The sequence below is a fragment of the Actinoplanes sp. NPDC049599 genome (assembly GCF_044465625.1).
Classification (GTDB): domain Bacteria; phylum Actinomycetota; class Actinomycetes; order Mycobacteriales; family Micromonosporaceae; genus Actinoplanes.
In genome coordinates this window covers 147,036-173,643 of sequence record NZ_JBITLX010000010.1, presented here as the reverse complement: position 1 = coordinate 173,643, position 26,608 = coordinate 147,036, and the positions used below count along the sequence as shown (strand labels likewise).

The window sequence follows — 26,608 nt, the reverse complement described above, 5'->3', positions numbered from 1 at the left end:
CCCCACGTGTCGGAGCTAGCGGTAGTGCCGGGCCTGGCCGAGGATCGGGACCAGGCCGAGCAGGAAGAACGCCTGGAGCAGCAGCACGCTGCCCAGGTAGAGCGAGGTGTCCAGCAGCGCGGACCCGGGACGGCCGAGCAGCGGCGCGGCGCCGGCGAACCAGCCGAGTCCTAGATGGACCGTCATGGCGGCGAGCATGGATCCGCACAGCCAGCCGAACCGGTCGCGCCCGGCGAGCAGGAAGGCGATCAGGTACGCGCCGCCCAGCGCGACGTGCGCGGCGGTCATCACGATCCCGGCGGCCGACAGCAGCCCCAGCTGGGCCAGCCCGGCCAGCAGGGCGACCGCCGGCACCGCGGGAGCGAGCACGCAGATGGCCGTCTCGCGGGCCAGCAGCCGCCGGACGCCGCGGACGAACTGCGCCGGGCGCTCGACCCGGCGGACCAGCGCGACCGCCTGCGGCCGGAACCGTTCCGCCCGCCACTCGACCACTCCCATGCTGAGGATCAGCGGCGCGGCGGCGATCGCGATGTCGAGCCGGCCCAGCAGGTACGGCGCCTCGGCGTGCAGCAGCAGCACCGCCGAGCACAACCCGTACGCGCTGACCCCGAGCAGGGCCGGCACCTCCGGTCGCAGCGCGACCCGCAACGGGGGTTCCGGCAGCACCGCGGCCCGGCCGCGCCGCACGCCCAGCAGCACCGCACTCAGGAACGCGGCGAGCACGCCCCCGGCCGCCGCCCCGACCGACCAGGGCCGCAGGCCCGGGCCGAGGACCAGATAGGCCGACCCGGCCAGGAACGCCGGGGTCAGGGCGAGCGCCAGCCACCGCTCCCGGCGGTAGCAGACCAGCACGGTGCTGGTCAGCTGGTAGGCCACCAGGCAGGCGATCAGCGCGACCAGCGCGGGCCCGCCGCCGGCGAGGCCGAGCAGCGCGGCGCCGGCCGCGAGCCCGGCCAGCGGGGCGGTCAGGGCCGCGGCGGTGAGGACCCGGGCGGCGGCGCGTGGCCGGCCGAAACCCAGCATCCGGTACGCGGCATGCGCGGTGGCGCCGGCGTAGACCCAGCCGAGCACGCTCGCGACGACCAGCCCGAGCACCAGCGAGCGCCGCCCGACGATCGCCAGCACCGCGGGGAAGGCGGTGCTGGGCAACACGTACAGCGGGCCGTGGGCGATCAGGCGCAGGCTCTCCCGCCAGGCCTTCGGGTCGCGGCCCGCCTGGTCCCGGGTCACCGGCAGCCGCGGGCCGAGGCGGCGGAACACCTCGGTCGCCAGGGCGAAGACGTCGTGGTAGCCGTACTCGACGCGGGCGCCGCGGTCGGTGAGTCCGTCGGCTTCCAGGGCGGCCGCCACGTGCAGCGAGTCGACCGCTCGACCCAGCTGCGGGCGTACCCGTTCCACCAGGTCGTCCAGCGGATCGGTGGAGATCCGCGGCAGCAGCACGGTGTGCTCTCCCGGGCCGGTGGCCCGGGTGGCCGCCGCGGCGGCCATGATGGAGCCGAGCCGCTGGCGGTTCGGGTCGAGGTCGCTGTCGAGGCTCATCGCGCCTCACCGCCGAGCTGGAGCCGTCCGGCCGGCGCCCGCGGTGCGGGCGCGCCGGCGGGGCCGAGGTCCTGGCCGCGCAGGTGCCGCGGCGGCGGGGAGGCCCTGAGCGGGGTGGCGAGGCTCTCGTAGACGTTGCGGTACATCTCCAGCGAGCGGCGCAACGTGAAGTGCTCCAGGACCCGGGCGCGGGCCCGGACCCCGAGCCGGCGGCGCAGCTCGTCGTCGCGCAGCAGCTTGAGGCAGGACTCGGCCACCGCGGCGTAGTCGCGCGGCGGCACGACGAAGCCGGTGTCGCCGACCGCCTCGGACACCCCGCCGACGTTGGTGCACACGGTCGGCCGCCCGCACGCCATCGCCTCCACGACCGTGTACGGGAAGCCCTCGGAGATGCTGGTCAGCGCGACGATGCTGCCGGCGTGGTAGGCGTCGACGGCGTTGCCGACCCGGCCTTCCAGCACGGCGGCGCCGGTCAGGCCGAGCTCTTCGATGAGCCGCTCGCAGCTCTCGTGGTAGATCCGGTTGACCGCCGGGGTGCCGCCGAAGATGCGCAGCCGGGCCTCCGGCAGCTCGGCCCGGACCAGCGCGAACGCCCGGATCAGCGTGTGCAGGTCCTTGAGCGGGTCGACCCGGCCCATGTACGAGATGGTGGGCAGCTCGGGTTCGGTGGTGGCGGCCGGGAACTCCTCGGGCTCGACCCCGTTGTACATCGTCCACATGCGATCCGGGTCGGCGCCGTTGTGCAGCTGCCAGCGCCGGTTGTACATCGAGTGCGGCGCGAGCACGTCGGTGATCAGGTACGCCGCCCCGGCCAGCTGGCGGAAGAAGCTCAGCGCCAGCACGCGTACCGGATGCGAAGCGTCGTCGTGCAGGTGGGCGATGTACCGCTCACGCAGGTAGATGCCGTGCTCGGACATCACCAGCGGGGTGCCGTGCTGCCACTTGGCGGTCATCCCGACGAGCGTGGCCAGCCCGTTCATCGAGGAGTGCACGATGTCGGCCCGGACCGGTGCGGCGCTCAGCGGGCGCAGCATGTGCTCGATGAGCCAGGCGGCCTCGACCGCGTCGGCGACCGTCGGCGCCGGGCCCACCTCGTCGACCCGCAGGTCCCGCCAGGTGTCCAGGGTCATCGTCAGGGCTTGGTTGGACAGCAGCGCCGCGCTCAGGTCGCCGCCGGCCGCGGCGTACTCGAACAGCCCGCGCAGGGCCAGCAGGAACATGCTGCGGCTGACCGCGCTCTGCTCGGACCGGGTGGACTCCAGCGGGGTCACCAGCGCCCGCAGGAACACCTCGTACGGTTCGGTGAAGGACGCGCCCGGCCGGCGGTGCGAGCCCCGCCGGGGGCGGCGGCCGGGTGGCCGCGCGCCCCACAGCGGGATCGAGTGCACCGTGTCCAGGTTGCCCGGCGCCGGGAAGACCGACTGCTCGGCGCCGTCGACGGTGAGCGCGACGACGTCCCAGCGGTAGTCCGGCATGCCCTTGATGAGCTGCTCGCACCAGACGCTCACCCCACCCATCGCGTACGGGTAGGTGCCCTCCGACACCAGCGCGATCCTCACCGGGCCCCCTCTACCGGATTGTGCTGGTCACAGGTGCGGGACCGCGGTGACCGTGACCGGGGTGCCCGCCGCCACGGCGAGCGGGGTGGTCACGTCGGTGCCGTACGTGCTGGAGCCGGCGCCCTGCGCCCCGCTGAGCTGCACCGTGCCGGCGGCCGGCGAGCTGACCGTGACGGTGCCGGCCGACCGGTCGTAGACCGCGTCCACGCCCACGCCGAGCTGCGCGAAGTGCGCGCTCCGGGTCGTCGTGTACGCCGCCAGCGCCGGCCAGTCCTGGTTGAGCAGCGGCACGGAGTAGAACGCCTCGTACTTGGTCATGACGGCGTCGATCCAGTCCGTCAGCAGCGTCCGGCCGGAGCCGTAGTCGAAGACGTTGCCGATGTGGAACGTGTGCGAGTAGATCGCGCCGGACGCGACGTGCCCGAGGGCGACGCCGGCCTCGTAGTCGATGATCTGGGCGTAGGTCAGATCCTGCGGCCAGTACGGGAACTTGCCGTTCGGCCCGTAGAAGGAGTTGTAGAAAGCCGTCTCCTCCGCCGGCGTGGTGACGAAGTAGGCGATGTTGGTCGGCCAGTCCGGCACCACCGAGATGCTCGGCTCCAGCGGGTGCACCTTGGCGGCGTTGAGGTGCGCCGGCACGTGGCTGGCGAACGACATGTTGCCGTGCAGGTAGCCGACGCCGAGGTCCTTGGCCGCGCGCAGCAGCTCCGGGTTGGAGCCGGCCAGCCCGTGGTCGACCGGCGTACCGGTGTCGTCGTCCGGGTTCGGGTTGTAGACGCCCAGGCCCGAGTACTCCGGGGTCTTCAGCACGCCGTCGGGGGCGTTGAGCCCGATGGTGTTGCCCGCGGTCCGGTTGTCGTTGATCTCCGCGTACGAGGTGGCGTAGCTGCTGTGGTTGAGCTCGGGGTGGTTCAGCGTGTGGTTGACCCAGCGGAAGTTCGCCTTGAGGCACTTGCTGGTCGCGGTGAGCGTGGTGATGCCGCCGTCCGGGCTGCACTCGCTGCCGGCGAACGGGTCGATGTCGGCGCCGTTGTACGCCAGGTTGAGCGTGAATCCGGCGGCCTGCGGGTGCGCGGCGCGCAGGGCGGTCTGCCGGTTGTCGAGGTTGACCGCGTCGTGCCCGCTGACCTGGAAGCCGGGCACGTACTCGACGTGGCCGTCCGGGTAGTAGTGGTCCGAGGTGTTGAACCAGTCGTCGACGTCGACGTTCAGGTGGTGGCGCTGCTCGCCGAGGAACATGCCCTTGCTCGCCCACCGGAGCAGGCCGTAGACGAGCAGGTCGGAGTGGATCAGGTACTGGTTCGAGGTGAACGTCAGTGCGAGCCGCTCCCGGCCGTCGGTGGAGGTGGTCCGGACCCCGAGCACGTCGGCGCCCTCGGTGAGGGTCGCCTCGGCGGCGCAGCCCGGGGTGATCGCGGTGCGGTAGACGTAGGACTGCACCAGCGGGATCTGGATGGAGCCCTTGAGGTAGTCGAACACGCCCGCGCCGGCCGCGGTGAGCGACAGGTTGAGCGGGGTGTTGCCGACGCCGCCCTCACCGGTGGAGGTGAGGCAGTAGTTCTCCGGCCAGGTGCCGTAGCTGGTGTAGAGGGCGGCCTGGCGGACCCCGAAGTTGCGTTCGTAGGCCCAGAGGATGTTCCACTCCGCGGAGTCGAGCCCGCTGAGGTAGCTGCCGTTGGACTCGTACACCTGCATGCTGTTGGTCAGCAGGATCGCGTTGTAGCGGCCCACCCCGTCGGGCCGGACCAGGGTGCTCGTGGTCAGCGGCGTGGTGGCGTCGAGCAGCACGTCGTAGGCGGCGCCCACCCGGTCCAATGTGGTCTTCCAGGTGGCAACGCCGAAGTCGTTCTCGTCGGTGCCGATGACCAGTGCACGCAGCGCGACCTGGTCGTTGAGGCCGGCCGCGGCGGCGGACCGGGCGGCGCCCGCCGGCGGGGCCACCTTGACGCTGCCGGTGCGCCGGGGCAGCGGGGCCGGGCGCGCGACGGAGGGACGCGCGACCTGGGCCAGGCCGGGAACCTGCGGGGGCTGCCCGGCGGGCCTGGCGGGCGGACCTGCGGCGGCGGCCGGCGCCGAGGCGCCGAGCAGAACGGCCGCGACCGCGGCCGCGACGAGGGACAAGCGCGTCGCTCCACGGCGCGCCGGACGATGGGGGAGCATCCAGGACCTCCAGGGCGGGGGAAAGGATCACCACAGGTGCCGCTAAGGACATTGACACGAAGCGATCCCGCGCTGACCCCTGACAGAGCCACGAAGGAAGGTAGCAACGATCGCCGGGGCATTTCGATGTCCGTCCACTGACCCGGTTCAGACGTTGACTCGTCCACGGTGGAGTGTTATTGACGCCTATGTCCCGGCACTGTTTTCAACTCCGTCTAAATTGCTCACTGAACCGTTAAGTCGGTCTTGACGTGCGCTTTCCTTAAGTGATCTTAATCAATACCTAAAGGTCTGACACCGTCACTCCACGCAGTGGATCACGTCCGTTCCGTCACCTAGAGATCAACTAATCCCCACGGAGATCGACTAAGCGTGACCGGACGTGCAAGATTCGCAAATATCACGGTCGACCGGCCGAGCCCCACCTCCACCGTTGGGACAGTTTTTCCGGTCGCTCCGCCAGCGTGTCACCTATTGACATCGGTCACTACCACGCGTTTCTTTCGGCGCCCGGATATCCGACCATTGCCGACCCCATTCGTCAGACCATTCCGGTCCCCGCACGAGACGGCGCGGCATGATGATCGGATGACACAGTTCGAGAACCTCGACGACCTCCTCGCCCGGGAACAGCTCGGCAGCACCGGCTGGCACCTGGTCGACCAGCCCCGGATCGACGCGTTCGCCGAGGTCACCGGCGACCGCCAGTGGATCCACGTCGACCCGGAGCGGGCCCGCCGGGAGGGACCGTTCGGCGGCACCATCGCGCACGGCGCGCTGACACTCTCGCTCTGCACCGCGTTCCTGACCGAGATCGTCCAGGTACGCACGATCAGCCACGTGGTCAACGCCGGCTTCGACCGCGTCCGCTTCCGCGCCCCGGTGCCGGCGGGCTCACGCCTGCGCGGCACCGCCAAACTGCTGGACCACCGCCGCATGCCCGGCGGCGCCCGGATCACCACCCAGATAACCGCGGAAATCGAGGCGACCGGCAAACCGGCCTGCGTGGCGGTCCAGGTCCTCGGCTTCTACAACTGAATCGGATCAGCTGTCGGCTTTACCGAGCGACATGTACCTGACCACGTCCTTCTCCAGCTCGAACCGGATCACCCAGCCCGGCTGCCCGGCGGCGGGCAACTCGTACACGGTCTTGGCACTGCCGGTGAGCCCTTTGCCGGCGTAGGCGGCCTTGAGCTCGGCCAGCGTGGACCCCCGCTTGATCCCGGCCTCGGTAGCGGCCCCCTCGGGCGCGGCGACGGAAACAAGCTCGCCCTTGGCGAAGGAAGCGCCACCGGCACCCAGGTACGCCTCCAGCCGCTCCAGCATGCGCTGAGCCGACTCGGCGTAGAGCCCGGCGGCCTCGGCACTGGCCGCCGCGGAGGTGTCGGTGGACTTCCCGGCCTTCTCCACCGCCTTCTCGAGCTTCTCATCCGCGGCCATCTGCTTCGGATCGGGCCTGGGCCCGTCCACGAAGGAATAAACGGTACGGCCGAGGACGGTGGAAACGGGCCCGGTCTGCAACTCGCCGGTGGCGAGCGCCTCCTGCTCGGTCATGGTGACGGTGAGCTTGCCGAAGGAGGCAGGACCGAAGTAGCGGGCAGGCGCGGCGGAGGGAGCGCCGCCGGTCTGCTCGACGGTCTTGCCGGCGGCGGCGCAGGCGGCCGTCGAGGCGGCCACGAAAAGCGCAAGAAGGCCGACGACAACGCGGCGGCGCAGGCTGAATCGATGAAGGTCCCCGTTATGCATGCGGGCAGCCTAGAGTCCCTCGAGTCTCGCCCATTCGTCGGAGCTCTTGCGCGCCTTGACCTTGGTGTCCGCGCAGGTCGGGCGACTACTCGGAGCGCGCCGCGAGAGTCACTTCGCGAGGTTGGCTGATGCCGAGCCCGGTCCGGCGCCGACGACTGTGGCAGGCTCCCTCTGACCGCGACGTTTCCGGAGCCGGCCGGGGTGCCTGACGACCTTGGCAGCCTCACCCTGACCGCGACGTTCACGGCGCCGACCGGGTAACGACGACCGCCGGCACCCCGCTCTCACCACCAACCGATGACAAAACCGCACATCATCCTCAATCGCCCCGCCACCAAGCGACCGTCTCTGGCAACTCCGCGATCTTGTAGAACTCGGGTGCGGAGCGCGCCAGAACTCCACAACATCCACCCACCACACGCGACAAAACCTGCATGTCGGACCCCACCGCCGCCATCCTGCGGAGAACAAACGTCTTCAACACCACGGCCGACCTGACAAGAAGTGAATTTCGGCGCCAGACCTGGCGTGATGGGCGGTCAGCGCGGCGGATCCCACGGTTCCGGATCGGGCAACCGCCGCCACCACCAGCCCCGCGACGAGATCTCCCCGGCTTCCTCCCCGAGCACACGAGTCAGGTGCAGCAGGTCGGCCTCCCGGGTCCCGGCCCGGAAGGCATCATCAAGCTCCGTCAGGGCGGCGGCGAACCGGCTTGCCTGCTCGGCCGGCCACCCGGCGCCGGTGGCGGCCAGCTCGTCGCGGATCGTGAGGTCGTCCCGGTAGTAGTCCGTCGGGTACCACCCGTCCGGTGGCCAGCCGGATGCCATCCGGACGGTGAGGTTCTCCCACGCGCCGAGCCGGTTCCGCGCGTGCCAGGTCGCATCCCCGGGAAGGTCAGGGCCGGCCAGCTGAGTGACGAGCCAGGCGCTGAATCGGTCGGAGACCGGAGTCACCAAGGAATAGCTCCGGATGACCTCCGGCTGGGCCTCGACCCGGACGTGCGGCAGCGACGGCACCGGCCTCCCCACGGCGTCAATGACGATCAGATCCTCGTCTTCACCCTGCCCGTCGTAAACCCTCGCCCTGGTCGGTGACTCCCCCGGCGACACGAGCCAATATGCGCTCGGCGGATAGGACTCGGCCGGGTACAGCACGGGAACGGCCAGCGCGTCGGCGAGAAAGCGCGCAACCTGCGCCTCGGTGGGCTGCTTGTCGACCGCCTCCGACAGATACACATTCAGCGACCACGACACATCACCCGGCACCGCCTCGTAGGTAGCCAGCACAGCGGCATCCCAGTTTCGGTCGATGACGTCCTGCTCGGCAACGTCGACGCCGCTGGCCGGCACGGAGGTCAGCACGCTCAGCGCCGTCACGAGCCGGGCCACGTCGAGGTCACCGGCGAGCAGCAGGTCGTAGGTCATCCTGGGTAGGTCCCGTCGTAAACGGCCTTGGCCTTCTCGATGGCCTCGGGATGGTTGACGAAGCGCGGATTGCGGGTGAACTGCGGCACGTCCGCCGGATTGCCGCCGGCCTTGGCGAGCTGCTGCAGAGCCGCATACTCGTTGCGATCCAATTCCACGATTCCGCGACCGGACAGCGGGAACACCGTGCCGGACGCATGCACATCATAAGAGCGCCCGTTGATCTCGTAGCGCGCGCTCTTCTCATTCCACTCCGCGTTTCCAGCGGCAATTTGCCTGATGTCCTCGCGGACAGCCGCCTCATTACCGCGGAGTATGACACTGTTGCGGGGCTTGACCTCACCATGGCGAGCACCCGCCACCGTGTGCCGGGGATTCGGCGGCTTCAGCTGCTTGCCCTTGGCGGGGCCGGGCACCCCCTCCCGCACCGGCCAGGGCGGGCCCGGAGGTCCCGGAGGAATCCCACCGGGATCGGGCGGCAAGTCCCGCGTGGTCGCGTCGGGCCGATCCGGATCTGCCGCACGGGCGTCCGACGCGCCGACCGGGTCGGGCCCCTTCTCGGCGGACCCTGCCCGGCCCTCCCGAAGCGCCGTTACCCGGTCGCCGAGGCGGCGCATGGCGGTGCCCAGTTCGCGGAGGCTGGCGATGAGCCCTTTCAGCCACCGGGCGATCCTCGCCCCCCAAGCCGCGCACAACGTCGTGACCTGCTCCGCCACCAGCGGCGTTGCCAGCCCCGCCGTGGCCAGCAGCTCCCCCGCGTACACGATCAAGCGTGCGACGACCGTCGCTATCGCGTCGCGGACCATGATGCGGACCGTGCCGATCAGTGCTCCCGCGGCCTCCGTCATCAGGGCCATGCCCTCGGCCGCCAGGCCGAGCGTCCGCAGGTTCCGCGCCCGGTGGTCGGCGTGACGGTGGTACGCCGTGGCCGCCGCGCCGGTCCACTCCTCGAGGTCATCGCGCACCGACCGGCCCAGCGCGTCGGCCTGGTCGTGCAGGCTGCCGGCCATGTTGCGCCAGGTCTGGGCGTGTGCCGCGATCTGGGCCGGGTCGCCCGCGAGCCAGTCCAGCGCCTCGGACAGCGGTGCCACGTGGTCGATCAGCCAGGCGATGCCGTACTGGAGCAGCGCGCCGGCCGGATCGGAGATCAGGGCGAGGCCGTCGAGGCCGGCGCCGACCGCGCCGAGGGTGCCGTCGATCCACGATCCGTTCCGGACACCATGGATGATCAGCTCGATGTCCTCGGCGATCCACACCCCCGCCCAGGGACCCGGTCCCTCGGCGGACGGCGCCGCGATCAGCGGATTGTCGGCCATGGTTGCCGCCAGGGTAGCCGCCGGGGCGACCGGTCAGCGTGCCAGCCACCCGCCGTCCACCGGCAGCACCGCCGCGTGCACGTACCGTGCCGCCTCCGAGGCCAGGAACACCACCGCTCCCCCGAGATCCTCCGGCGTGCCCCACCGTCCCGCCGGGATCCGTTCCAGGATCGCCGCGGCCCGTGCCGGGTCCTCCCGCAGCGCCGCCGTGTTGTCCGTGATCAGGTATCCCGGCGCGATCGCGTTCACGTTCACCCCGAGGCCCGCCCACTCGTTCGCCAGCGCCCGGGTCAGCCCGACCACCGCGTGCTTGCCCGCCGTGTACGCCGGCACCCGGATGCCGCCCTGGAACGACAGCATCGACGCCACGTTGATGATTTTGCCGCTGCCCTGGGCGATCATTGCCCGGCCCGCGGCCTGCGAGAGGTGGAAGACCGCGTCCAGGTTGACCGTCAGCACGTCGTGCCAGTCGGCCGGGGTCACCTCGGCCGCCGGCGCCCGGCGGATGATGCCCGCGTTGTTCACCAGGATGTCCAGGCGGCCCAGGTCGGCCCGGACCGCGCCCACCGCGGCGGTGAACTCCTCCGGAGCGGCCGTGCCGAGGTCGCACGGCAGGTAGGTCACCCGCCGGCCGAGCGCCTCGATGCGCTTGCGGGTGTCGGCCGGTTCGGTACGGCCCAGCAGCGCCACCTCCGCTCCCGCCTCGGCCAGCGCCACCGCGCACGCCGCGCCGAGGCCCCGGTTGCCGCCGGTCACCAGGGCGACCCGGCCGTCCAGGCGGAACGCGTCGAGGACCGTCACAGCCCGAGGTCGCGCAGCACCGGCACGGACCGGCCGACCCACGCCAGGTTGACGTCCTCGTGGGCGCCCTGGGTGCGCTGGGTGCCGGCCAGCGCCCACAGGTAGTACGTGGTGTAGCCCGGTGCGCTGACCACCGTGTGATAACCCTCCGGCATCAGCTGCACGCCGTGGTCCCGGACCGTGGCGTTCTCCTCGTAGCCCTCGTCGGTGTAGACCCGGCTGATGCCGAAGCCGCCGCCCGGGTTGATCCGGAAGTAGTAAAGCTCCTCGTGCGCCGCCTCGGCCGGCAGGTTGTCGACCTTGTGGCGGTGCGGCGGGTACGTGCTCCAGTTGCCCGACGGGGTGAACGTCTCGCCGACGATGAGCCGGCGGGCGGGCAGGTCCGGCTGGGCGATCTCGGTCAGGATCTGGTGGTAGTCGCGGCCGAAGTTCGCCGCTCCCCAGCGGCCCGCCGCCACCCGGTCCGGGGTGATCACGTACGGGTCGACGGCCAGGTCGCTCGGCGCGCTCGGCATCGCGATCTCCACCGGGCCGGCCGCCTCGACGGTGACCGTGCTGCCGGCCGGGATGTAGACCGAGTGCGGCTTGCCGGAGAAGACGTCCGCGCGGCCGCCGACGGCCGGGAACTTCTCCCCGCCGACGGTGAAGCTCGCCGTGCCGCCCAGCACCACGGCCAGGATCTCCCGGTCGCCGGACTCCCCCGTCCACGTCTGTCCGGTGTCGAGTCTCAGCAGGGTGAGGTCGAGCAGGCGGCACGGGTTGACGGGCAGCGTGTTCAGCCCGTTCGATGCCGGGATGGTGCAGTGGTAGCGGTAGTCCATCAGAACTCCAATCACCAGTGACGAGGCAGGTCGGGGCGGACGGCGCGGGTCAGGGCCTCCAGGTAGAAGTAGTCACCCCAGAGGGTGCCCTCGTCGACCCCGATGCCCTTGGGCTTGTCGTAGACGCCGTGGCGAAGCAGCGCGTTGGAGGACGGGTGCCCGGCGGTCGCGTACCCGGCGATGAGTGAATCCAGGATCCGCCCGGCCGCGGCCCGGTACCGGTCGGCCTCGGCCCCCGCAAGAGCGGCCAGTTCGAGCAGGCCGCCGACCGCGATCGCCGCGGCGGAGCTGTCGCGTTCCTCGCCGCTGCCGTCGGTGAACTCCAGGTCCCAGTACGCGACGCCGTCGGCGGGCAGGTGGGCCAGGAAGTAGTCGGCGCAGCGGCGGGACGCGCGCAGGAACGACGGGTCGCCGGTGTAGCGGTGGTTCAGCGCGAAGCCGTAGATGCCCCACGCCTGCCCGCGGGCCCAGCACGACTCGTCGGAGTTGCCCTGCTCGGTCTCGCCGCGCACCGGCTCTCCGGTGCGGGGGTCCCAGTAGAAGGTGTGGAACGTGGTGCCGTCCGGCCGCAGGATGTGGTCGCGCAACTGGGTGGTGTGCCGGCGCGCCGCCGCGGCGTACCGGGGGTCGCCGGTGGTCTCGCTCGCCCAGAACAGCAGCGGGGTGTTCATCAGGCTGTCGATGATGGTCCGGCCCTGTTGCCGGGGGTCGCGCATGTCGCCCCAGGCCTGGATGATGCCGGCCGGTTCCAGCACCCGGGTCAGCAGGTGGTCCGCGGCGGCCAGCGCGGCGCGGCGGGCGGGCCGGTCGCCGGTGCTGCGCCACGGCAGCACACAGGACAGGGTGTAGAGGAAGCCGAGGTCGTGGGTGTCGATGTCGGTGCCGGACTCCACGCGGTCGGCGAAGCTGCGGACGTGTCCCAGCGCGGCCCGCCGGTAACGTTCGTCGCCGGTGAGGTCGTGGGCCAGCCAGAGCATGCCCGGCCAGAAGCTTGTCGTCCAGCCGACGTTGCCGCCGGTGCCCAGCCGCAGCCGGTACCGGTCGTCCACAGTGGTGTCACCCGGGTAGCGGTCGCCGAACTCGGCGAGGTTGGCGTCGATCGTGCGGAGCGCGGCGGTCACCGCGGACCCGGTCGGCGTCATGGATGGGCACTCCTCAGCAGTGGGGACGGTTCGAGCGTGAACCTGCTGTTGGCCCAGACCACGTACAGCATCGGGGTGGCGGCCAGGCCGAGTGCGAGCGCCGGACGGCTCGCCAGCAGGGCGTGCAGCAGGGCCAGCACGGCGAGGGAGACGACGGTCAGATACCAGCGCCGCACCGCCAGGTACAGGCAGACGCGGCCGGCGTCGCGCAGCCGCACCGCCGGTTGTTCCGCCAGGACGACCGTGACGAGCAGGGCGGTGGCCACGATCAGGGTCATGCCGGTCAGCAGCACCGGAATGACGGCCGCGCCGATCGGCCGGCCCCACGCCGCCCTGGCGTCGACGCCGAGCACAACCAGCGCGGCGCAGGTGAGCGCGCCGAGAGCGAACGCCCGGCGGAACGTGGCGCGCCAGGCCCGCAGGAACGTGGTGGCCACCGGCGTGGACCGGTCGGCGGTGAACGCGGCAAGGACGGCGAAGGTGGCGCACAGTCCCGGCGCGCAGCCCGGGGCCAGCAGGGCGAGCAGCGGCCAGGACCGTCCCGGATCGGTGGTCAGCAGCGCGACGATCATGGGCAGGCAGGCACAGACCAGCAACAGGTTGGTCAGCAACGCCAGGTGGACGAGGTTGAAGATCGTCTCGTACCGGTTCCGCATCCGCTCAGCCCTTCAGCCCGGTGGTGGCGACGCCCTCGACGAAGTAACGCTGGCCGAGCAGGAAGATGATCGCGATCGGCAGCACCGACAGCACCGAGCCGGTCATGATCAGCGCGTACTCGGCGTTGTACTGCGAGATGAACGACTTGAGGCCGATCTGGACGGTCCAGAGGCTGTGAGTGCGCAGGTACAGCAGCGGGCCGAGGTAGTCGTTCCAGGTGGTGACCAGGGTCAGCAGGGTCAGGCTGGCCAGCGCCGGCACCGACAGCGGCAGCATGATGCGCCGGTAGATGCCGTACTCGCTCATGCCGTCGATGCGGGCGGCGTCGATGAGTTCGTCGGGAATGGACTCGTAGTACTGCTTCATCAGGAACACGCCGAACGCGCCGAACGCCTGCAGCGCGATGATCGACCACAGGGTGTCCGGCAGGCCCAGCTTCGACATGAGGACGAACTGCGGGATCATGTAGGACTGCCACGGCACGGCGATCGTCGCGACGTAGGCCAGGAACAGCACGTTGCGGCCGGGGAAGCGGACCTTGGCGAAGCCGTACGCGGCGAAGCTGCCGGTGACCACCTGGAGCACGGTCACCGCGGCCGACAGCACCAGGGTGTTGCGCAGCCACGTCGTCATGTCGGACTTCCGCCAGATGTCGACGTAGTTGTGCCAGACGAAGCTGTCCGGCAGCCAGGTGACCGGGATCGTGAAGACCTCGTTGTTGGTCTTCAGCGACGACACGACCATCCAGTAGAACGGCAGCAGCACCGCCGCGGCCGCGACGCCGAGGGCGGCGTACCCGAGGATCCGCCGGACCGGCTCGGTGCGCCGGCCGCGGCGCGGCGCCGGGGTGGCACCGGTGCGGGTGGGCACCGGCGCCGGCTGCACGGCGGTGTCCATCACGCGCTCCTTCGCTTGTTCACCAGGAACTGGACGGCCGTCACGACCAGGCAGAGGGCGAACAGCACCACGGAGACGGCCGAGGCGTAGCCGAACTGGTTCTCCGTGAAGCCCTTCTGGTAGATGTACTGCGACAGCACCAGCGTCGACTGGCCGGGCCCGCCGTTGGTCATCACCAGGATCAGGTCGAAGACCTTGAAGCTGCCGATGGTCAGCATCACCGTCACGAAGAACGTGGTGGGTCGCAGCCCGGGCAGGGTCACCGCGCGGAACTGCTGCCAGGCGTTGGCGCCGTCGACCCGGGCCGCCTCGTAGAGCTGCGCCGGGATGGTCTGCAGCCCGGCCAGGAACAGCAGCATGTAGTAGCCCATCTCGCGCCAGGTGCCGACCACGATGACCGCCGGCATCGACCAGTCCGCCGAGGTGGTCCAGCCCGGCGGGTGCGCCACGCCGACCGCGCGCAGGATCGCGTTGATCGGCCCGTAGCCCGGGCTGAACAGCATGTTCCACACCTGGGCGATCGCCACGATCGAGGTGATGTAGGGGAAGAACGCGACCGTGCGGAAGAACGCGACCCCGCGCAGCCGCCGGTTCAGCAGCAGCGCCAGGCCCAGCGCGGCGGCCAGGGTCAGCGGGATGTGGAAGACGGTGTAGTAGACGGTGTTGCGCAGGGCGGTCCAGAAGCTGGCGTCGTGCAGCAGCAGCCGGAAGTTCTCCGCGCCGGTCCAGGTCGCGCCGCCGAACACGTCCCAGCTGGTGAAGGCGTAGTAGAACAGCAGGCCGACCGGCAGCAGCGTGAGCGCCGCGAATCCGGCGAAGTTCGGCAGCAGGAAGCTCCAGCCGAGCACGGTGTTGCGCCACACGAGCCGGCCGCGCCGGCGGCGGGTCAGGGGCACCGTTGTCATCACAACTCCCGGAGGGTGGGTGCCGGGCCCGGTCCGCGCACGCGCCGGGCCCGGCCGGATCACTTGTTCAGGACCTCGTTCGCGGCGCGGGTCTGCGCCTCGGCGATGGCGGTGTTGATGTCCTTGCTGCCGGACATCACCGCCGTGTGCAGGTCGGCGAGGATGTTCTGCAGCGCGGTGGTGTACTTCGAGACCGGGTTCTCCGGCTTGGTCTCGTGCGAGGCGAACGCGAACCTCGACACCTTGTCGGTCGGCACGCCCTTGAGGGTGAAGAACGTGTCGGCGACCGCGGCGGTGTCGGCCGGGGTGATGCCGATGCCGGCGAGGCTCTTGGCGCCCTGCTCGCCGGCGGCGTACGCGAGGAAGGCCTTGGCCGCGTCCACCTTGCCCTTGCCGATCTTCGGGTTGATGCCGAGGCCGGTGGGGTCGGCGAAGGTCAGCGGGGTGTTGCCGGTGCCGGCGGTGGCCGCGGTCGGCTGCGGCGCCGGGGCGATGCCCCACTCGAAAACGTCCGCGTCGCCGCCGGCCTGCTGCTTGAGCAGCGTGGCGATGTACCAGGTGCCCATCGTCATCATCGCGGCCCGCTGCTTGCCGAACTGGGCCTGGTAGGTCAGGTTGTTGGTGGTCGCGTCGCCGAACGTCACCTGGGCGCCGGCCTGCTGCAGGTCCAGCGCCCGGGTGTAGTACGGCTTGAGGTAGCCGAAGTCGCCGCTCTGCAGGTCGGCGCCGGGGGTCTGGGCGAGCGCGAAGCCCTGCACCGTCGACTGCCAGAGGTGCTGGTAGTCCCCGAGCGCCGGCGACCCGGCCGCCTTCAGCTTGGTGGTCAGCTGCTTGCTGGTGCTCGCGTAGTCGTCCCAGGTCCACGACCCGTCCGGGTGCGCGACGCCGGCCTTGTCGAAGAGCGCCTTGTTGTAGAACAGCACCCAGGAGTCCTGCCGGTACGGGATCGCGTAGGTCTTGCCGTCGATCTGGTAGTTGGCCAGGCCGCCGGCCTTGTCACCGAGCTGGGCCGCGACGTCGGAGACGTCGAGCAGCTGGCGGCCGTTCTGGTAGGTGTAGAAGTTCTTGAGGGTCTTCTGCACGTAGATGTCGGGCGCCTTGCCGGCGGCGAGGTCGGCGATCATCTGGGTGTCGTAGTTGGCGGCGTCGTACTCCTTGAGCTGCACGGTGATGCCGGGGTTGGCCGCATGGAACCCGTCGGCGAGGGTCTTGAACTCCGGCGTCGTGGCCAGGCTCCACCCGGCGAGGGTGAGCGTGGACGCGTCGGCGGCCGCGTCCGAGGTGTCGTCACCGCTGCAACCCGCCAGCACCAACGTCATCGCCGCGGCGGCGCCGAGGACGGCCGCCATCGAACGTTTCATCGCGTCTCCTTTGTCATGAGGGGCCGGGTGCTGCACCCGGTGGCTGGTGGTCGATGCGGCTGCGCGTGCGGACGCCGTCGGGCCAGTCGACCTCGGCCTCGGCGCCGTCGAGCGCGACCCGGCACTCCCGGGTGTCCGGCGCCGCGTGCGCCGCGGACAGCTCAACGAGGGTGGCGATCCACGCGCCGGCCTCCGGCGCGTGCTCCAGCCAGGGGACGCGCACCGGTCCGCCGAGCGGCCCGGCATCGCCGTGCGTGGAGACCCCGGCGGTGACCTCGCGCGGCGTGCCGTCATCGATCGGTACGTGGCTGAGGCGCGAGGTCAGCAGTCCCCCGGTCGCCGTGGCCGTCCGGGCGGACGTGGCGCCGGCGCCTTCCCCGGCCACCGCCCAGCCGCCGACGCGCAGCCGTACCGCGGCGGGGTCGGGCTCGTCGACCCGGGAGAGCCGCAGCTCCCAGGGGCCACGGACCAGCGAGACCACCGTGATCCGCCCGGCGGGCCACGAAGGTCCGGAGCGGCCGCCGCCGTAGTCGGGCTGCCCCGTCCCGGTCTTCACCCAGTGGGCGAGGGTGGTCGACCCGGCGACGCCGGCCTCGTCGACGCGGGCGAAGACCTCCCGCATGCCGGTGCGGTGGGTGCGCCGGCCCTCCCGGTCGACCAGGGCGACGGTCTGGTCCTCCGGGGCGGTCCACCCGTCCTCGTCCAGGACGGGGGCCGTCGCGGTGGAGTAGCCCAGGCGGGCGTACATCGGGGCGTCGGCCAGCGGCGAGTCCTCGGTGGCGTGGTCGGTGCCGTGGTTGACGATCCGGACGATGCCGTCGGCGCGACAGCCGCTGACCACCCAGCCCGGCGCGGTCAGCGCGCGCAGGGTGTCACCGGTCTGCACGGGCAACGGCTCCGCCTCGGCCGTCCACACCGGATGATCGGCCGGCAGCGCGATGCCGAGCAGGCCCTTGCTCGCCCAGTACGGCGAGCCGGGGCCGGAGTAGAACTGGGCCAGCCGCCGCCACGGCCCGTGCCAGCCGAGCGTGAGCAGGCCGCGGTCGTCGGGCGCGCCGTGCGCGGCGAAGTGCCCGATGATGCTGGTGGCGGCGTGCCGCAGCAGGCCCGGCGACACCGAGGGCACCCCGGCCAGGGCGCCCGCCCAGAACGGCGCCGCGGCGGCGAACCGGTAGGTCAGGCTCCGGCCCTGCAGCAGCGGCGAGCCGTCCGCGCCGATGAGCGTGACGGCGTCGCACAGGAACCGGTCGAGGGCGGCGAGGTCACGGTCGCGGCGCGGCGCGGCCAGCTCCGCCGCGCCGGCCATCCGGGCCCACAGCACCGGGTACAGGTGCAGCGCCCAGCCGTTGTAGTGGTCGAAGGCCCGGCCGGGCCCGTCGGACAGCCACCCGTCGGCGCGCCGGAAGGAGTCGTGGGTGGCGAGGTCCGCGGCCATCTCGGCGGTCGAGAAAGGACCGCCGACCGAGCGCAGGAACGTCTGCACGACCAGCCGGAACCACACCCAGTTGGTCCGCGGGTAGGTGTCGTCACCGACCACAGTGGCCAGATACGCCACCACGCGCTCGCGGGCGTCCGGGGCCAGCCGGTCCCAGATCCACGGGCGGGTCAGGTCGAGGATCAGCGCGAGCGAGGCGGCCTCCACTTTGGCCTGTCCGTGCTCGTCCGGGCGGACCCAGCGCTCCGGCGACGACGGGTCGGTGCCGGTGGCGATGCCGGTCGCGTACCGGTCGGCGAGCTCGTCCAGGCCGGCGCCGCGCGCCCCGGCGAGGCGGAACCCGGCCAGCAGGAAGGTCCGGGCGAAGCCTTCGAGCCCGTCGACCGCCCGGCCGTAGCCGCCCTCGGCGCCCGGGAACTGGATGCGGGCGAACCCGGGAGAGGCATACCGGCGGGCGGCGGTGAGCATCCGGTCGGCGAGGTGGAGCAGGTCCGCGCGGGTCGGGCCGGGCGTCGTCAGGTCGTGGTCGGGCAGCACGCGGCGCACTCCGATCGGCTCGGACAAGAGCCTTGAGTGAGGTGATCGCTCCGTTTCCGGGACGTTAAACGCTCACAATCGCGCATGTCAATGCCTTGTTCACACTCATGATGGCAAATGCGATCTGATACGATCACAAACGTTCACGATGGAGGAGTCACGGTGAGCACTGCAGACAGACGGGGTCCGCTCCAGGTCACCCGCCGGGCCCGGCTGCTCGAGGCCCTCCAGCGCGACGGGGTGCTGCGCATCTCGGACCTCACCGAGGCGCTCGGCGCCGCGGCGGTGACCATCCGCCGGGACATCGCCCAGCTCGCCGCCGAGGGCCTGGTCCGCCGGGTGCACGGCGGCGTGGCGCTGCCGTCGGCCGAGGTCGCCGCCGAGGAGGAACCGGTCGGCGGGTACGCGCTGGGCATGCTGGTGCCGTCGCTGGACTACTACTGGCCCAATGTCGCGCAGGGCGCCGAGGAGGCCGCCCGGGAGCTGGACATGCGCGTGGTCCTGCGCGGCTCGTCGTACCAGAGCGAGGACGACCGGCCGCAGCTCACCCGGCTGGTGGACCAGCAGGGGGTGGACGCGCTGATCGTCGCGCCGCGGATGGACGCGCCGACCACCGGGCGCACCATCGAGTGGCTGGCCGGCGCCGGGATGCCGGTCGTCCTGCTCGAACGCACCGCCACCGCCGGGCCGCACCACGCCGTGCTCGAGTCGGTCGTCACCGATCACGCCCTGGGCGCGGCGATGGCCGTGCGGCACCTGGTCGCGCTGGGCCACCGCCGGATCGGCGTGGTGCTGGCCGAGCCCAGCCCGACCCGCCCGCACGTGCGCCGGGGCTGGCTCGAGGCCACCGCCGAGTGCGGGCTCGACGCCGGCGCGACCGTCGACGCGCTGGTGCCGGACGCACGTTCCCCGGAGTGCCGGGCCGCCCTCGACGACGCCCTCGACCAGTGCCTGCGCACCGGCACGACCGCGCTGCTCGTGCACGCCGACGCGGAGGCCGTCGCGCTCGTGCAGCGCTGCGAGGAGCGGCACCTGTCGGTGCCCGGCGACCTGTCCCTGGTCGCGTACGACGACGAGGTGGCCGGGCTGGTCAGCCCGGCGCTCACCGCGGTCCGGCCGCCGCGGCGCTCGATCGGGCGGGCCGCCGTACGGCTGGTCGCCGACCGGCTCGCCGACCCCGACCGGCCCACCCACCGGGTCGTGATCAGCCCGTCGCTGCGGGTCCGGGATTCCACGGCGCCGCCCCGCGCCGACCCCTGACGTTTGCGTTAACATCGTCAGACATGGATATCTGAGCACGCCGGGCGGCGCGGGTTGACGGAGGAACGGCTGTTCTCGGTGCAGCGCCACGAGCGACTGCTCGGCGAACTGCGCCGCAACGGGGCCGTGCGGGTCCGCGAGCTGGCCCGCGACCTCGGCGTGAGCGAGCTGACCATCCGCCGCGACATCGCCACGCTGGCCGCCCGCAACCTGGTGACCCGGGTGCACGGCGGCGCCACGCTGCCCGGCCAGGTCCGCCCGCCCGACCGGCCCCGCCCGGCCGCCGCGTTCACGATCGGGATGGTCGTGCCGTCACTGGACTTCTACTGGCCGCCCATCGTGGCCGGCGCGCGGGCCGCGGCCGCGGCGCTCGGGGTCACCGTGCAGCTCCGCGGCTCCAGCTACGACCCGGACGAGGACCGCCGGCAGATCGGCCGGCTCGTCGCGGCCCGGCAGGTACAGGGCCTGCTGCTGGCCCCGAGCCTGGACGGCGCGGACGCGGCCCGGATGATCGACTGGATCGGCCGGCTGCCGGTGCCGACCATCCTGGTGGAGCGCCAGCCGCGCGGCTGGACCGCGACCCCCCGGCAGATCGAGTGGGTCCGCAGCGACCACGCGCTGGGCCTGGAGATCGCCGTGCACCACCTGCACGAGCACGGCCACCGGCGGATCGGGCTGCTGCTGGCCAAGGGCAGCCCGACCTCGGCCTACCTGCTGCGCGGCTGGCGGAGCGCCTGCGCGGAGCTCGGCGTCTCCGACGCCACGGTGGTCCGCGAATCGGTGACCTTCGACCGGCCCGGGCACCGCCGGATCATCCACGACATCCTGGCCGAGTGCCGCCGGGCCCGGATCACCGCGCTGATCGTGCACAGCGACCCGCACGCCATCTGCGTCGCCCAGGTGTGCGCCGAGGCCGGCCTCGGCGTCCCCGACGACCTGGCCCTGGTGTCCTACGACGACGAGATCGCCCATCTCGGCGAGCCCGCGCTCACCGCGGTCCGCCCGCCGAAGAACCACGTGGGCCGGCTCGCCGTCGAGGTGCTGGTCTCGCGCCTGCTCGACGGCGACCGGCGGCCGGCCCAGGGCGTGCTGGTCGCGCCCGAGCTGATCGTCCGGCAGTCCTCACTGTCGGTGTACGACCGCGAACGCCAGTGAGCGGGGCTTAACCCGTAACTAATAGATGATGGTCTACGTCTGGCCTAGAATGACGGGAGTCACAACTAAGTCTCCGCACTTCGAAGGGGATCATCGTGCGCAGAACGTCACTCGCCGGCCTGGCCGTGCTGGCCGCGCTGGCCGCGTCCGGCAGCACCGTCGCCGTCGCCTCCGCGGCCGCCGCGGGTTGCCGGGTCGACTACACCGTGGCTAGCCGGTGGGACAGCGGATTCACCGCCGACGTGCGGATCACCAATCTCGGTGACCCGGTCAGCGGCTGGCGGCTGGTCTTCCCGTTCACCCACGGGGAGACCGTCGGCTCGGCGTGGAATGCCACGGTGACCCAGAGCGGGAGCCAGGTGACCGCGGTCAACGCCGGCTACAACTCCGCCATCGCCACCGGCGGCCAGGTCAGCTTCGGCTTCCAGGGCGCTGGCGTCCCGGCGCAGCCCTCGTCGTTCAGCCTCAACGGCACCGCCTGCACCGGCGCGACCACGCCCACCTCGCCCGTCCCGACCGCCACGCCGACCGCAACCCCGACGCCCACTCCGTCCACGCCCACCAGTGGCTGGGCGCCGCCGAGCAACCTGGTCGGCCCGCTCGACGAGGTCTGGCGGCACCAGGAGAGCACCTACGCCAACCTGTACGGCTTCCGGAACTACGGCTGGGACCAGGTGATGGCCAACCGCGGCTACCTGAACTACTGCGTCCGGTGGGACTCGGCCGCCACGGTCACCGCCGCCCAGCGCGACGCCGTTCACGCCGCCCTCAAGCGCCAGGTGAAGAAGTGGATGGACGTGATGGCGGGCCACAACGGCTGGCCGTACGCCGAGGTGCCGGTCAATATCGTGGGCTGGGCGGTGCGCGACCGGGCCCAGTTGCAGTGGACGGACAGCTCGGTGGACATCTACGTCAACAACATCCGGGAGAACGCGCCCCAGTGCTCGGAACCCTGCGGCCGCTTCTTCAACCAGTCCGGCACGTACCCGAACTGCCCGGGCGGCGTCGCGCACCACTACGACCAGTCACTCTGGCTGACCGCCGGCTTCCAGGGCGGCGCCGGCGGCGACTGGGGCCAGCGCATCGGCAGCGAGTACTTCCTCGGCGCGCTGGGCCAGGACGACATCCACATCCTGCTGCACGAGATCGGCCACACCTTCGGCCTGGACGACTTCTACGACTGGAGCCCGGACGTGGGCGGCTTCCTGATGAAGGCGGGCAGCGCCACCCGGATCACCGACTTCGACCTCTGGATGCTCCGCGACTGGTGGCGCCACCTGAAGTCCCGCTACGGCTACTGAGCTCCGCTATCGTCTGACGGTGCCGACCCGCCGCCTCGTCCCCTGGCTGCTGGTCGCCATGACACTCACGGTCGTCGGCACCGACGGGACCGCCCGCGAGGCCCCGGCCGCGGCGCCGGTCCCGTCGGCCGCCGTCGCGCCACCCACCGCGATGGACGCCCTCGCCGGCCCGGCCGGGCCGGCCGACCTGGAGGTCATGACCTTCAACCTCCGGTACGCCGCCGACCGCACCCCGGGATCGTGGGCACAGCGACGCCCGGCGATGCGCGCCGTGCTGACCACCGAACGGCCGGACCTGATCGGCACGCAGGAGGGCCTCGCCGCCCAGCTGGCCGACATCCGAGCCGACCTGGGCACCGGCTACGACTACCTCGGCGCCGGCCGCGACGGCCGCGACCGGGGCGAACACATGGCGATCTTCTACGCCAAGGCCCGGCTGGCGCCGCAGCAGTCCGGCAACTTCTGGCTCTCCGAGACCCCGGAGGTGCCGGGCTCCATCAGCTGGGCCGCCAACCACACCCGCATGGTCACCTGGGCGCTGTTCGCCGACCTCACGACCGGCCGGCGCTTCTACGCGGTCAACACCCACCTGGACAACGTGAGCGAGAACGCCCGCCGCCACGCCGCCCAGCTCATCCGGGAGCGGCTGGCGGGGTTCGAGCCGCTGCCGGTCGTGCTGACCGGCGACTTCAACACCCCGGCACGGTCGAGCAGCAGGGTCTACCACCTCCTCGTCGACGAGGCCGGCTTCCGCGACACCTGGACCGCCGCGGCCCGGCGCGGCCCCGCGTACGCGACGATCCACAACTACGGGCCCCTGATCCCCGGCGGCGAGCGCGACGACTGGATCCTCACCACGCCGGGCGTCACCGCGCTGGCGACCCTGATGAACACGTACCGCCTCGGGACCCAGCACCCGAGCGACCACCTGCCGGTCCAGGCCCGGCTACGCCTGCCGCGCGACGGATGCTTCCGCGGCGGCCTTGTCCACGCCCAGGCCGGCGAGGACGCCCGTGCCGTCCTCCAGTTCGAGCAGTGCTAGCAGGATGTGTTCCGTTCCCACGTAGTTGTGGTTCATCCGCAGGGCTTCCCGGAACGTCAGCTCCAGCGCCTTCTTGGCGTGCGCGTCGAACGGGATGAGCGCCGGCACCGAGTCCGCCCCCGCCGGCAGTGTCGCGGTGGCGGTCTGCCGGACGGCGTCGAGCGACACCCCCTGCGCGACGATCGTCCGGGCGCCCAGGCCGGTCGGGTCCGCCACCAGGCCCAGGACCAGGTGGGCCACGCCGATCTGGGCGTTGCCCCGGGCGCGGGCCTCCTCCTGCGCCGTCACGACGACCTTTCTGGCCCGGTCCGTGAAGCGGCTGAAGCCCTGGCTGGCGTCCAGGTCCGGCGCCTCGCCCTTGGCCACGAAGCGCTTCTGGGCCGCCTGTTTGGTGACGCCCATGCTGCGGCCGATCTCCGTCCAGGAGGCGCCGGAGCGACGGGCCTGGTCGACGAAGTGGCCGATCAGGTGGTCGGCCACCTCGCCGAGGTGGTCGGCGGCCAGGACCGCGTCGGTGAGCTGGTCGAGGGCGTCGGGGCGGTTCTTCTTGATGGCCTCGATGAGGTCGTCGAGCCGGACCGAGGCGGTGGCGGGTTCGTTTGTCGTCATGCGTCAACCATAGGTTGACGCGCCGGGCTTCGTCAACTCCAGGTTGACGATGCCCGGCCGGGTGTCATCCGCGGCGCCACTGCTGGGCGGCGGTTCCGTTGCAGGCGTAGAGCGACAGCCGCGCCCCGTTGGCCGCGTCCCAGTTGTAGTTGTCCAGGCACATGTTGCCCGCGATGTTGCGCAGCGAGAACCAGCCGCTGCCCCGGTCCTGGACCGTCCACTGTTGCGCCGTCGAGCCGTTGCACGGGTACAGGCCCACGTCGGCGTTCGAGGCGGTGTTGTGGTTCAGGTTGTCCAGGCAGGTGCCGGTGTTGCGGTTGCGGATCTCGTAGCCGGTCGCGCCCTTGTAGGTGAACTCGAACTCCTGGGCCGTGTTGCCGCTGCAGTCGTAGAGCCGGACCAGCGCCCCCGGCGTGGTGCTGAACTCGTAGTTGTCGACGCAGCGGTTGCTGTGCCGGCCGCGGATGCCGGGGACGGACACGGTGCTCGGGATCGGCTGGCCCAGGAACGGGTCGCCGTTCTCCTGCCAGTACAGCTGCTGCACCCGGGTGTGCCGGTTCGGGTCGGTGAGCGCGTCCGGCGTCGGGGTGGCGTAGTCGCGGGCGTGGTAGACGAGCAGGTCGGTGGTGTTGTCCTCGGCCACCGTGAAGCTGCCGTGGCCGGGGCCGTACACGCCGTTGGCGGTCTGGAAGACCGGGTTGGCGCGCTTGGACCAGGACGCCGGGTTCGTCAGGTCCGCGGTGTCGCTCGCGGACAGCAGGCCGAGCTTGTACCGGGAGTCCGTCGCGGACGCCGAGTACGCGATGAACACCTTGCCGTTCCTGATCAGCGGCGACGGGCCCTCGACCACGCCCGCGACGCCCTCCATCTCCCAGGAGTACGTGGGCCGGGCGATCTCCGCCACCGTGCCGGTGATGCCGGTCGCGCCGTTCATCCGGGCGATGTACATGTGGCTGTTGTAGCTGGTGTTCGGGCTGTCCTGGGCCCACACGAAGTACCGCACGCCGCGGTTGACGAACGACGCCGGGTCCAGCTGGAACGACTCCCAGCCGGTGGTGAACCGCTGCGGCGCGCTCCACGCGCAGGTCGTCGGGTTCGCGCAGGTGTTGCGGATCCAGTACAGCCGCTGGTCGAACCGCGCCGTGCCGGGCGAGGCCGAGAAGTACATGTACCAGGCGCCGTCGTAGTAGCGGATGTCCGGCGCCCAGATCCAGCCGCTGAGCGCCCCGCTCGACGGCGCCGTGAACGCGTTGACCGTGGCGGCGGAGCCCAGGCCCTGCACCGTGGTCGCCCGGCGCAGCTCGACCCGCTTGTAGTCCGGCACCGAGGCCGTCATGTAGTAGTAGCCGTCGGTGTGCTTGTAGATGGCAGTGTCGGCGCGCTGGCTGACCACCGGATTGCGCATCACGACGAACTGCGCGGCGGCGGGCGGTGCGGACACGGCCAGCAGGGCGGCGGCCAGGCCGAGGGCGATCACGGTACGGCGGAATCTGCTCATGCGATGCTCCACTGCTGCGCGTTGTTGTTGTTACAGGTCCACTGCCGCACCTCGGCCCCGGGCGCGGTGCCGAAGTTGTAGTTGTCGAGGCAGAGCCCGCTGTGCCGGTTGACCAGCACGGACCAGCCGCCGCTGAGCGCGGTCACCCGCCACTGCTGGACGGCCAGGCCGTTGCACGTCCACTGCTGCACCGGCGCGCCGGCGGCTGTGCCCCAGTCCTTGTTGTCCAGGCAGAGCCCGCGCTGCCGGTTCGTGATCGTGGAATAGCCGCCACCGGCGTCGGTCAGGTACCAGTCCTGGTCGGCGGCCGAACCGCACGTCCACTGCCGGACCTCGGTGCCCAGGCAGAGACCGCTGTGCCGGTTGCGGATCTCTCTGCTCGCCGGCGTGCTCTCGCCCGACGGCGCGGCCAGGACGGTGGACGTCGAGACGGGCACGCCGAGGTTCGGGGTCCCGTCGGCGTTCCAGGAGATCTTCTGCACCCGGGTCGACCGGGTGGTGCCGCAGCCCTGGCTCGCCGAGGAGTTCGCGTGGTACGCGATCCATGTCTCGGTGCCGTCCGGCGAGGAGAAGAACGAGTGGTGCCCGGGCCCGAAGACGCCGGCCGCGTCGTTGCGCTGGAAGATCGGGTTGGCGAACTTCGACCAGGAACCGGCGCTGAGCGGGTCGCCGCCGCGGAACTCCAGCATGCCGAGCTTGTAGTTCGGCCCGTTGCAGTGGCTCGCCGAGTAGGTCAGGAAGGTCCGCCCGTTGCGCTGCAGGGCGAACGACCCCTCGTTGACCGCGCCGTCCTGCCGTTCCCAGGCCAGCGTCGGCGCGGAGATCCGCGAGCCGAACGCCCCGGCGGTGTACGGGTTTGTCATCGGCGCGATGAACAACGACTGCAGGTTGTCCACCGGCGAGAATGCGGAGAACGTCAGGTAGAGCGCGTTGTTGATCCGGATCGGCGCCGCGTCGATCGCCCAGCCGTTGTTCGGCATGAGATTCAGGATCCCGCGCACGGTGTAGGGCCCGAGCGGGTCGGTGCCCACGCTCTCCGCGACGTGGGTACGCCGGGCCGCGCCGAAGCCCTCCACCGAGTAGTACAGGTACCAGCGGCTGCCGATCAGCTCGAGGTGCGGCGCCCACATGGTGTTCCCGCCGGTCCGCACCACCACCTGCTCCGCCGCGCTGCGCAGCCCGGCGATCGTGGCCGAGCGGCGCATGACCACATCGGACGACCAGGTCGTGGCTACGTAGTAGTAGAAGCCGTTGTGGTGCACCAGCGTCGGGTCACCGCTGTTCGGCGGGTTGACCACCGGGTTGGTGAACGACGGGCCGGCCGCCGCGGCGGGAGCCGGCGGACCGGCGAGGCCCACGGCCACCGCCACCACCCCGGCGACCAGGGCCGACACCGCTCTTCGCCATCTGCTGACCGCCACGGGCACTCCTCAACGCCGGAGC

General features: G+C 71.6%; 22 protein-coding genes. 5 read left to right on the top strand and 17 right to left on the bottom strand.

Translation table 11 applies throughout. The features are described from left to right. Positions 1-15 precede the first annotated feature (15 nt). Genes ACIBQZ_RS20165 through ACIBQZ_RS20155 form a run of 3 tightly spaced genes read right to left on the bottom strand, consistent with a single transcriptional unit; the run spans position 16 to position 5,219 of the window. Positions 16-1,539: a hypothetical protein gene (locus tag ACIBQZ_RS20165; RefSeq protein ID WP_396090247.1), complete on the bottom strand. Its 1,524-nt coding sequence runs from the start codon at positions 1,537-1,539 to the stop codon at positions 16-18. Next, positions 1,536-3,098 carry a GT4 family glycosyltransferase PelF gene (gene pelF / locus ACIBQZ_RS20160; RefSeq protein ID WP_396090246.1) on the bottom strand — a complete coding sequence of 521 codons (1,563 nt, stop codon included), beginning with the start codon at positions 3,096-3,098 and terminating at the stop codon, positions 1,536-1,538. Before pelF ends, ACIBQZ_RS20165 begins: the two co-directional genes overlap by 4 nt. Before the next feature lie 27 nt (positions 3,099-3,125). Further along, complete coding sequence (locus ACIBQZ_RS20155; RefSeq protein WP_396090245.1) at positions 3,126-5,219, bottom strand: hypothetical protein; 2,094 nt, start codon at positions 5,217-5,219, stop codon at positions 3,126-3,128. A 627-nt stretch (positions 5,220-5,846) separates the two neighbouring features. Here ACIBQZ_RS20155 and ACIBQZ_RS20150 point away from each other — a divergent pair. Next, positions 5,847-6,296, top strand: a complete 450-nt coding sequence (locus ACIBQZ_RS20150; protein WP_396090244.1) for a MaoC family dehydratase — start codon at positions 5,847-5,849, stop codon at positions 6,294-6,296. A 6-nt stretch (positions 6,297-6,302) separates the two neighbouring features. Here the strand turns inward: ACIBQZ_RS20150 and ACIBQZ_RS20145 are convergent, their stop codons facing one another. The 11 genes from ACIBQZ_RS20145 to ACIBQZ_RS20095 form a co-directional block, all read right to left on the bottom strand. Further along, complete coding sequence (locus tag ACIBQZ_RS20145; RefSeq protein ID WP_396090243.1) at positions 6,303-7,004, bottom strand: hypothetical protein; 702 nt, start codon at positions 7,002-7,004, stop codon at positions 6,303-6,305. A 539-nt stretch (positions 7,005-7,543) separates the two neighbouring features. Continuing rightward, the gene (locus ACIBQZ_RS20140) at positions 7,544-8,392 is read right to left on the bottom strand and encodes a hypothetical protein (protein ID WP_396090242.1); all 849 of its coding nucleotides are present in this window, start codon (positions 8,390-8,392) and stop codon (positions 7,544-7,546) included. 32 nt (positions 8,393-8,424) lie between these two features. Beyond that, positions 8,425-9,744, bottom strand: a complete 1,320-nt coding sequence (locus tag ACIBQZ_RS20135; RefSeq protein ID WP_396090241.1) for a WXG100 family type VII secretion target — start codon at positions 9,742-9,744, stop codon at positions 8,425-8,427. Between the two features lie 33 nt (positions 9,745-9,777). Continuing rightward, complete coding sequence (kduD, locus tag ACIBQZ_RS20130) at positions 9,778-10,545, bottom strand: 2-dehydro-3-deoxy-D-gluconate 5-dehydrogenase KduD (protein ID WP_396090240.1); 768 nt, start codon at positions 10,543-10,545, stop codon at positions 9,778-9,780. Beyond that, positions 10,542-11,366, bottom strand: coding sequence for a 5-deoxy-glucuronate isomerase (gene iolB, locus ACIBQZ_RS20125; RefSeq protein ID WP_396090239.1), 825 nt, complete (start codon positions 11,364-11,366; stop codon positions 10,542-10,544). The genes kduD and iolB overlap by 4 nt, the downstream gene beginning before the upstream one ends. A gap of 11 nt (positions 11,367-11,377) precedes the next feature. Beyond that, entirely contained in the window at positions 11,378-12,508 is a 1,131-nt protein-coding gene (locus ACIBQZ_RS20120) for a glycoside hydrolase family 88 protein (protein WP_396090238.1), read from the bottom strand. Further along, positions 12,505-13,164, bottom strand: coding sequence for a hypothetical protein (locus ACIBQZ_RS20115; protein ID WP_396090237.1), 660 nt, complete (start codon positions 13,162-13,164; stop codon positions 12,505-12,507). Before ACIBQZ_RS20115 ends, ACIBQZ_RS20120 begins: the two co-directional genes overlap by 4 nt. Positions 13,165-13,168: 4 nt before the next feature. Next, positions 13,169-14,062 (bottom strand): carbohydrate ABC transporter permease, encoded by an 894-nt coding sequence (locus ACIBQZ_RS20110; RefSeq protein WP_396090236.1) that lies wholly within the window; start codon positions 14,060-14,062, stop codon positions 13,169-13,171. Then, positions 14,062-14,967: a carbohydrate ABC transporter permease gene (locus ACIBQZ_RS20105; protein ID WP_396090235.1), complete on the bottom strand. Its 906-nt coding sequence runs from the start codon at positions 14,965-14,967 to the stop codon at positions 14,062-14,064. Before ACIBQZ_RS20105 ends, ACIBQZ_RS20110 begins: the two co-directional genes overlap by 1 nt. A gap of 59 nt (positions 14,968-15,026) precedes the next feature. Next, a complete protein-coding gene (locus tag ACIBQZ_RS20100) occupies positions 15,027-16,328 on the bottom strand; it encodes an ABC transporter substrate-binding protein (protein ID WP_396090234.1) in 1,302 nt (433 codons plus the stop codon). A gap of 13 nt (positions 16,329-16,341) precedes the next feature. Then, a complete protein-coding gene (locus tag ACIBQZ_RS20095; protein WP_396090233.1) occupies positions 16,342-18,327 on the bottom strand; it encodes a DUF2264 domain-containing protein in 1,986 nt (661 codons plus the stop codon). Positions 18,328-18,462: 135 nt separating this feature from the next. Here ACIBQZ_RS20095 and ACIBQZ_RS20090 point away from each other — a divergent pair, with 135 nt between their 5' ends. The 4 genes from ACIBQZ_RS20090 (at position 18,463) to ACIBQZ_RS20075 (ending at position 23,058) form a co-directional block, all read left to right on the top strand. Continuing rightward, the gene (locus tag ACIBQZ_RS20090) at positions 18,463-19,560 is read left to right on the top strand and encodes a substrate-binding domain-containing protein (protein ID WP_396090232.1); all 1,098 of its coding nucleotides are present in this window, start codon (positions 18,463-18,465) and stop codon (positions 19,558-19,560) included. Between the two features lie 54 nt (positions 19,561-19,614). Next, positions 19,615-20,715, top strand: coding sequence for a LacI family DNA-binding transcriptional regulator (locus ACIBQZ_RS20085; protein ID WP_396090231.1), 1,101 nt, complete (start codon positions 19,615-19,617; stop codon positions 20,713-20,715). 95 nt (positions 20,716-20,810) lie between these two features. Further along, positions 20,811-22,016 (top strand): cellulose binding domain-containing protein, encoded by a 1,206-nt coding sequence (locus ACIBQZ_RS20080; protein ID WP_396090230.1) that lies wholly within the window; start codon positions 20,811-20,813, stop codon positions 22,014-22,016. Between the two features lie 19 nt (positions 22,017-22,035). Next, positions 22,036-23,058, top strand: coding sequence for an endonuclease/exonuclease/phosphatase family protein (locus ACIBQZ_RS20075; protein ID WP_396090229.1), 1,023 nt, complete (start codon positions 22,036-22,038; stop codon positions 23,056-23,058). On the opposite strand, the gene ACIBQZ_RS20070 is transcribed toward ACIBQZ_RS20075, so the two are convergent. From ACIBQZ_RS20070 to ACIBQZ_RS20060, 3 genes are all read right to left on the bottom strand, one after another. Further along, entirely contained in the window at positions 22,963-23,667 is a 705-nt protein-coding gene (locus ACIBQZ_RS20070; RefSeq protein ID WP_396090228.1) for a Clp protease N-terminal domain-containing protein, read from the bottom strand. The two genes, ACIBQZ_RS20075 and ACIBQZ_RS20070, sit on opposite strands and share 96 nt — an antisense overlap. 64 nt (positions 23,668-23,731) lie before the next feature. Then, a complete protein-coding gene (locus ACIBQZ_RS20065; protein ID WP_396090227.1) occupies positions 23,732-25,165 on the bottom strand; it encodes a family 43 glycosylhydrolase in 1,434 nt (477 codons plus the stop codon). After that, positions 25,162-26,586, bottom strand: coding sequence for a family 43 glycosylhydrolase (locus ACIBQZ_RS20060; protein WP_396090226.1), 1,425 nt, complete (start codon positions 26,584-26,586; stop codon positions 25,162-25,164). Before ACIBQZ_RS20060 ends, ACIBQZ_RS20065 begins: the two co-directional genes overlap by 4 nt. Between the last annotated feature and the right edge of the window lie 22 nt (positions 26,587-26,608).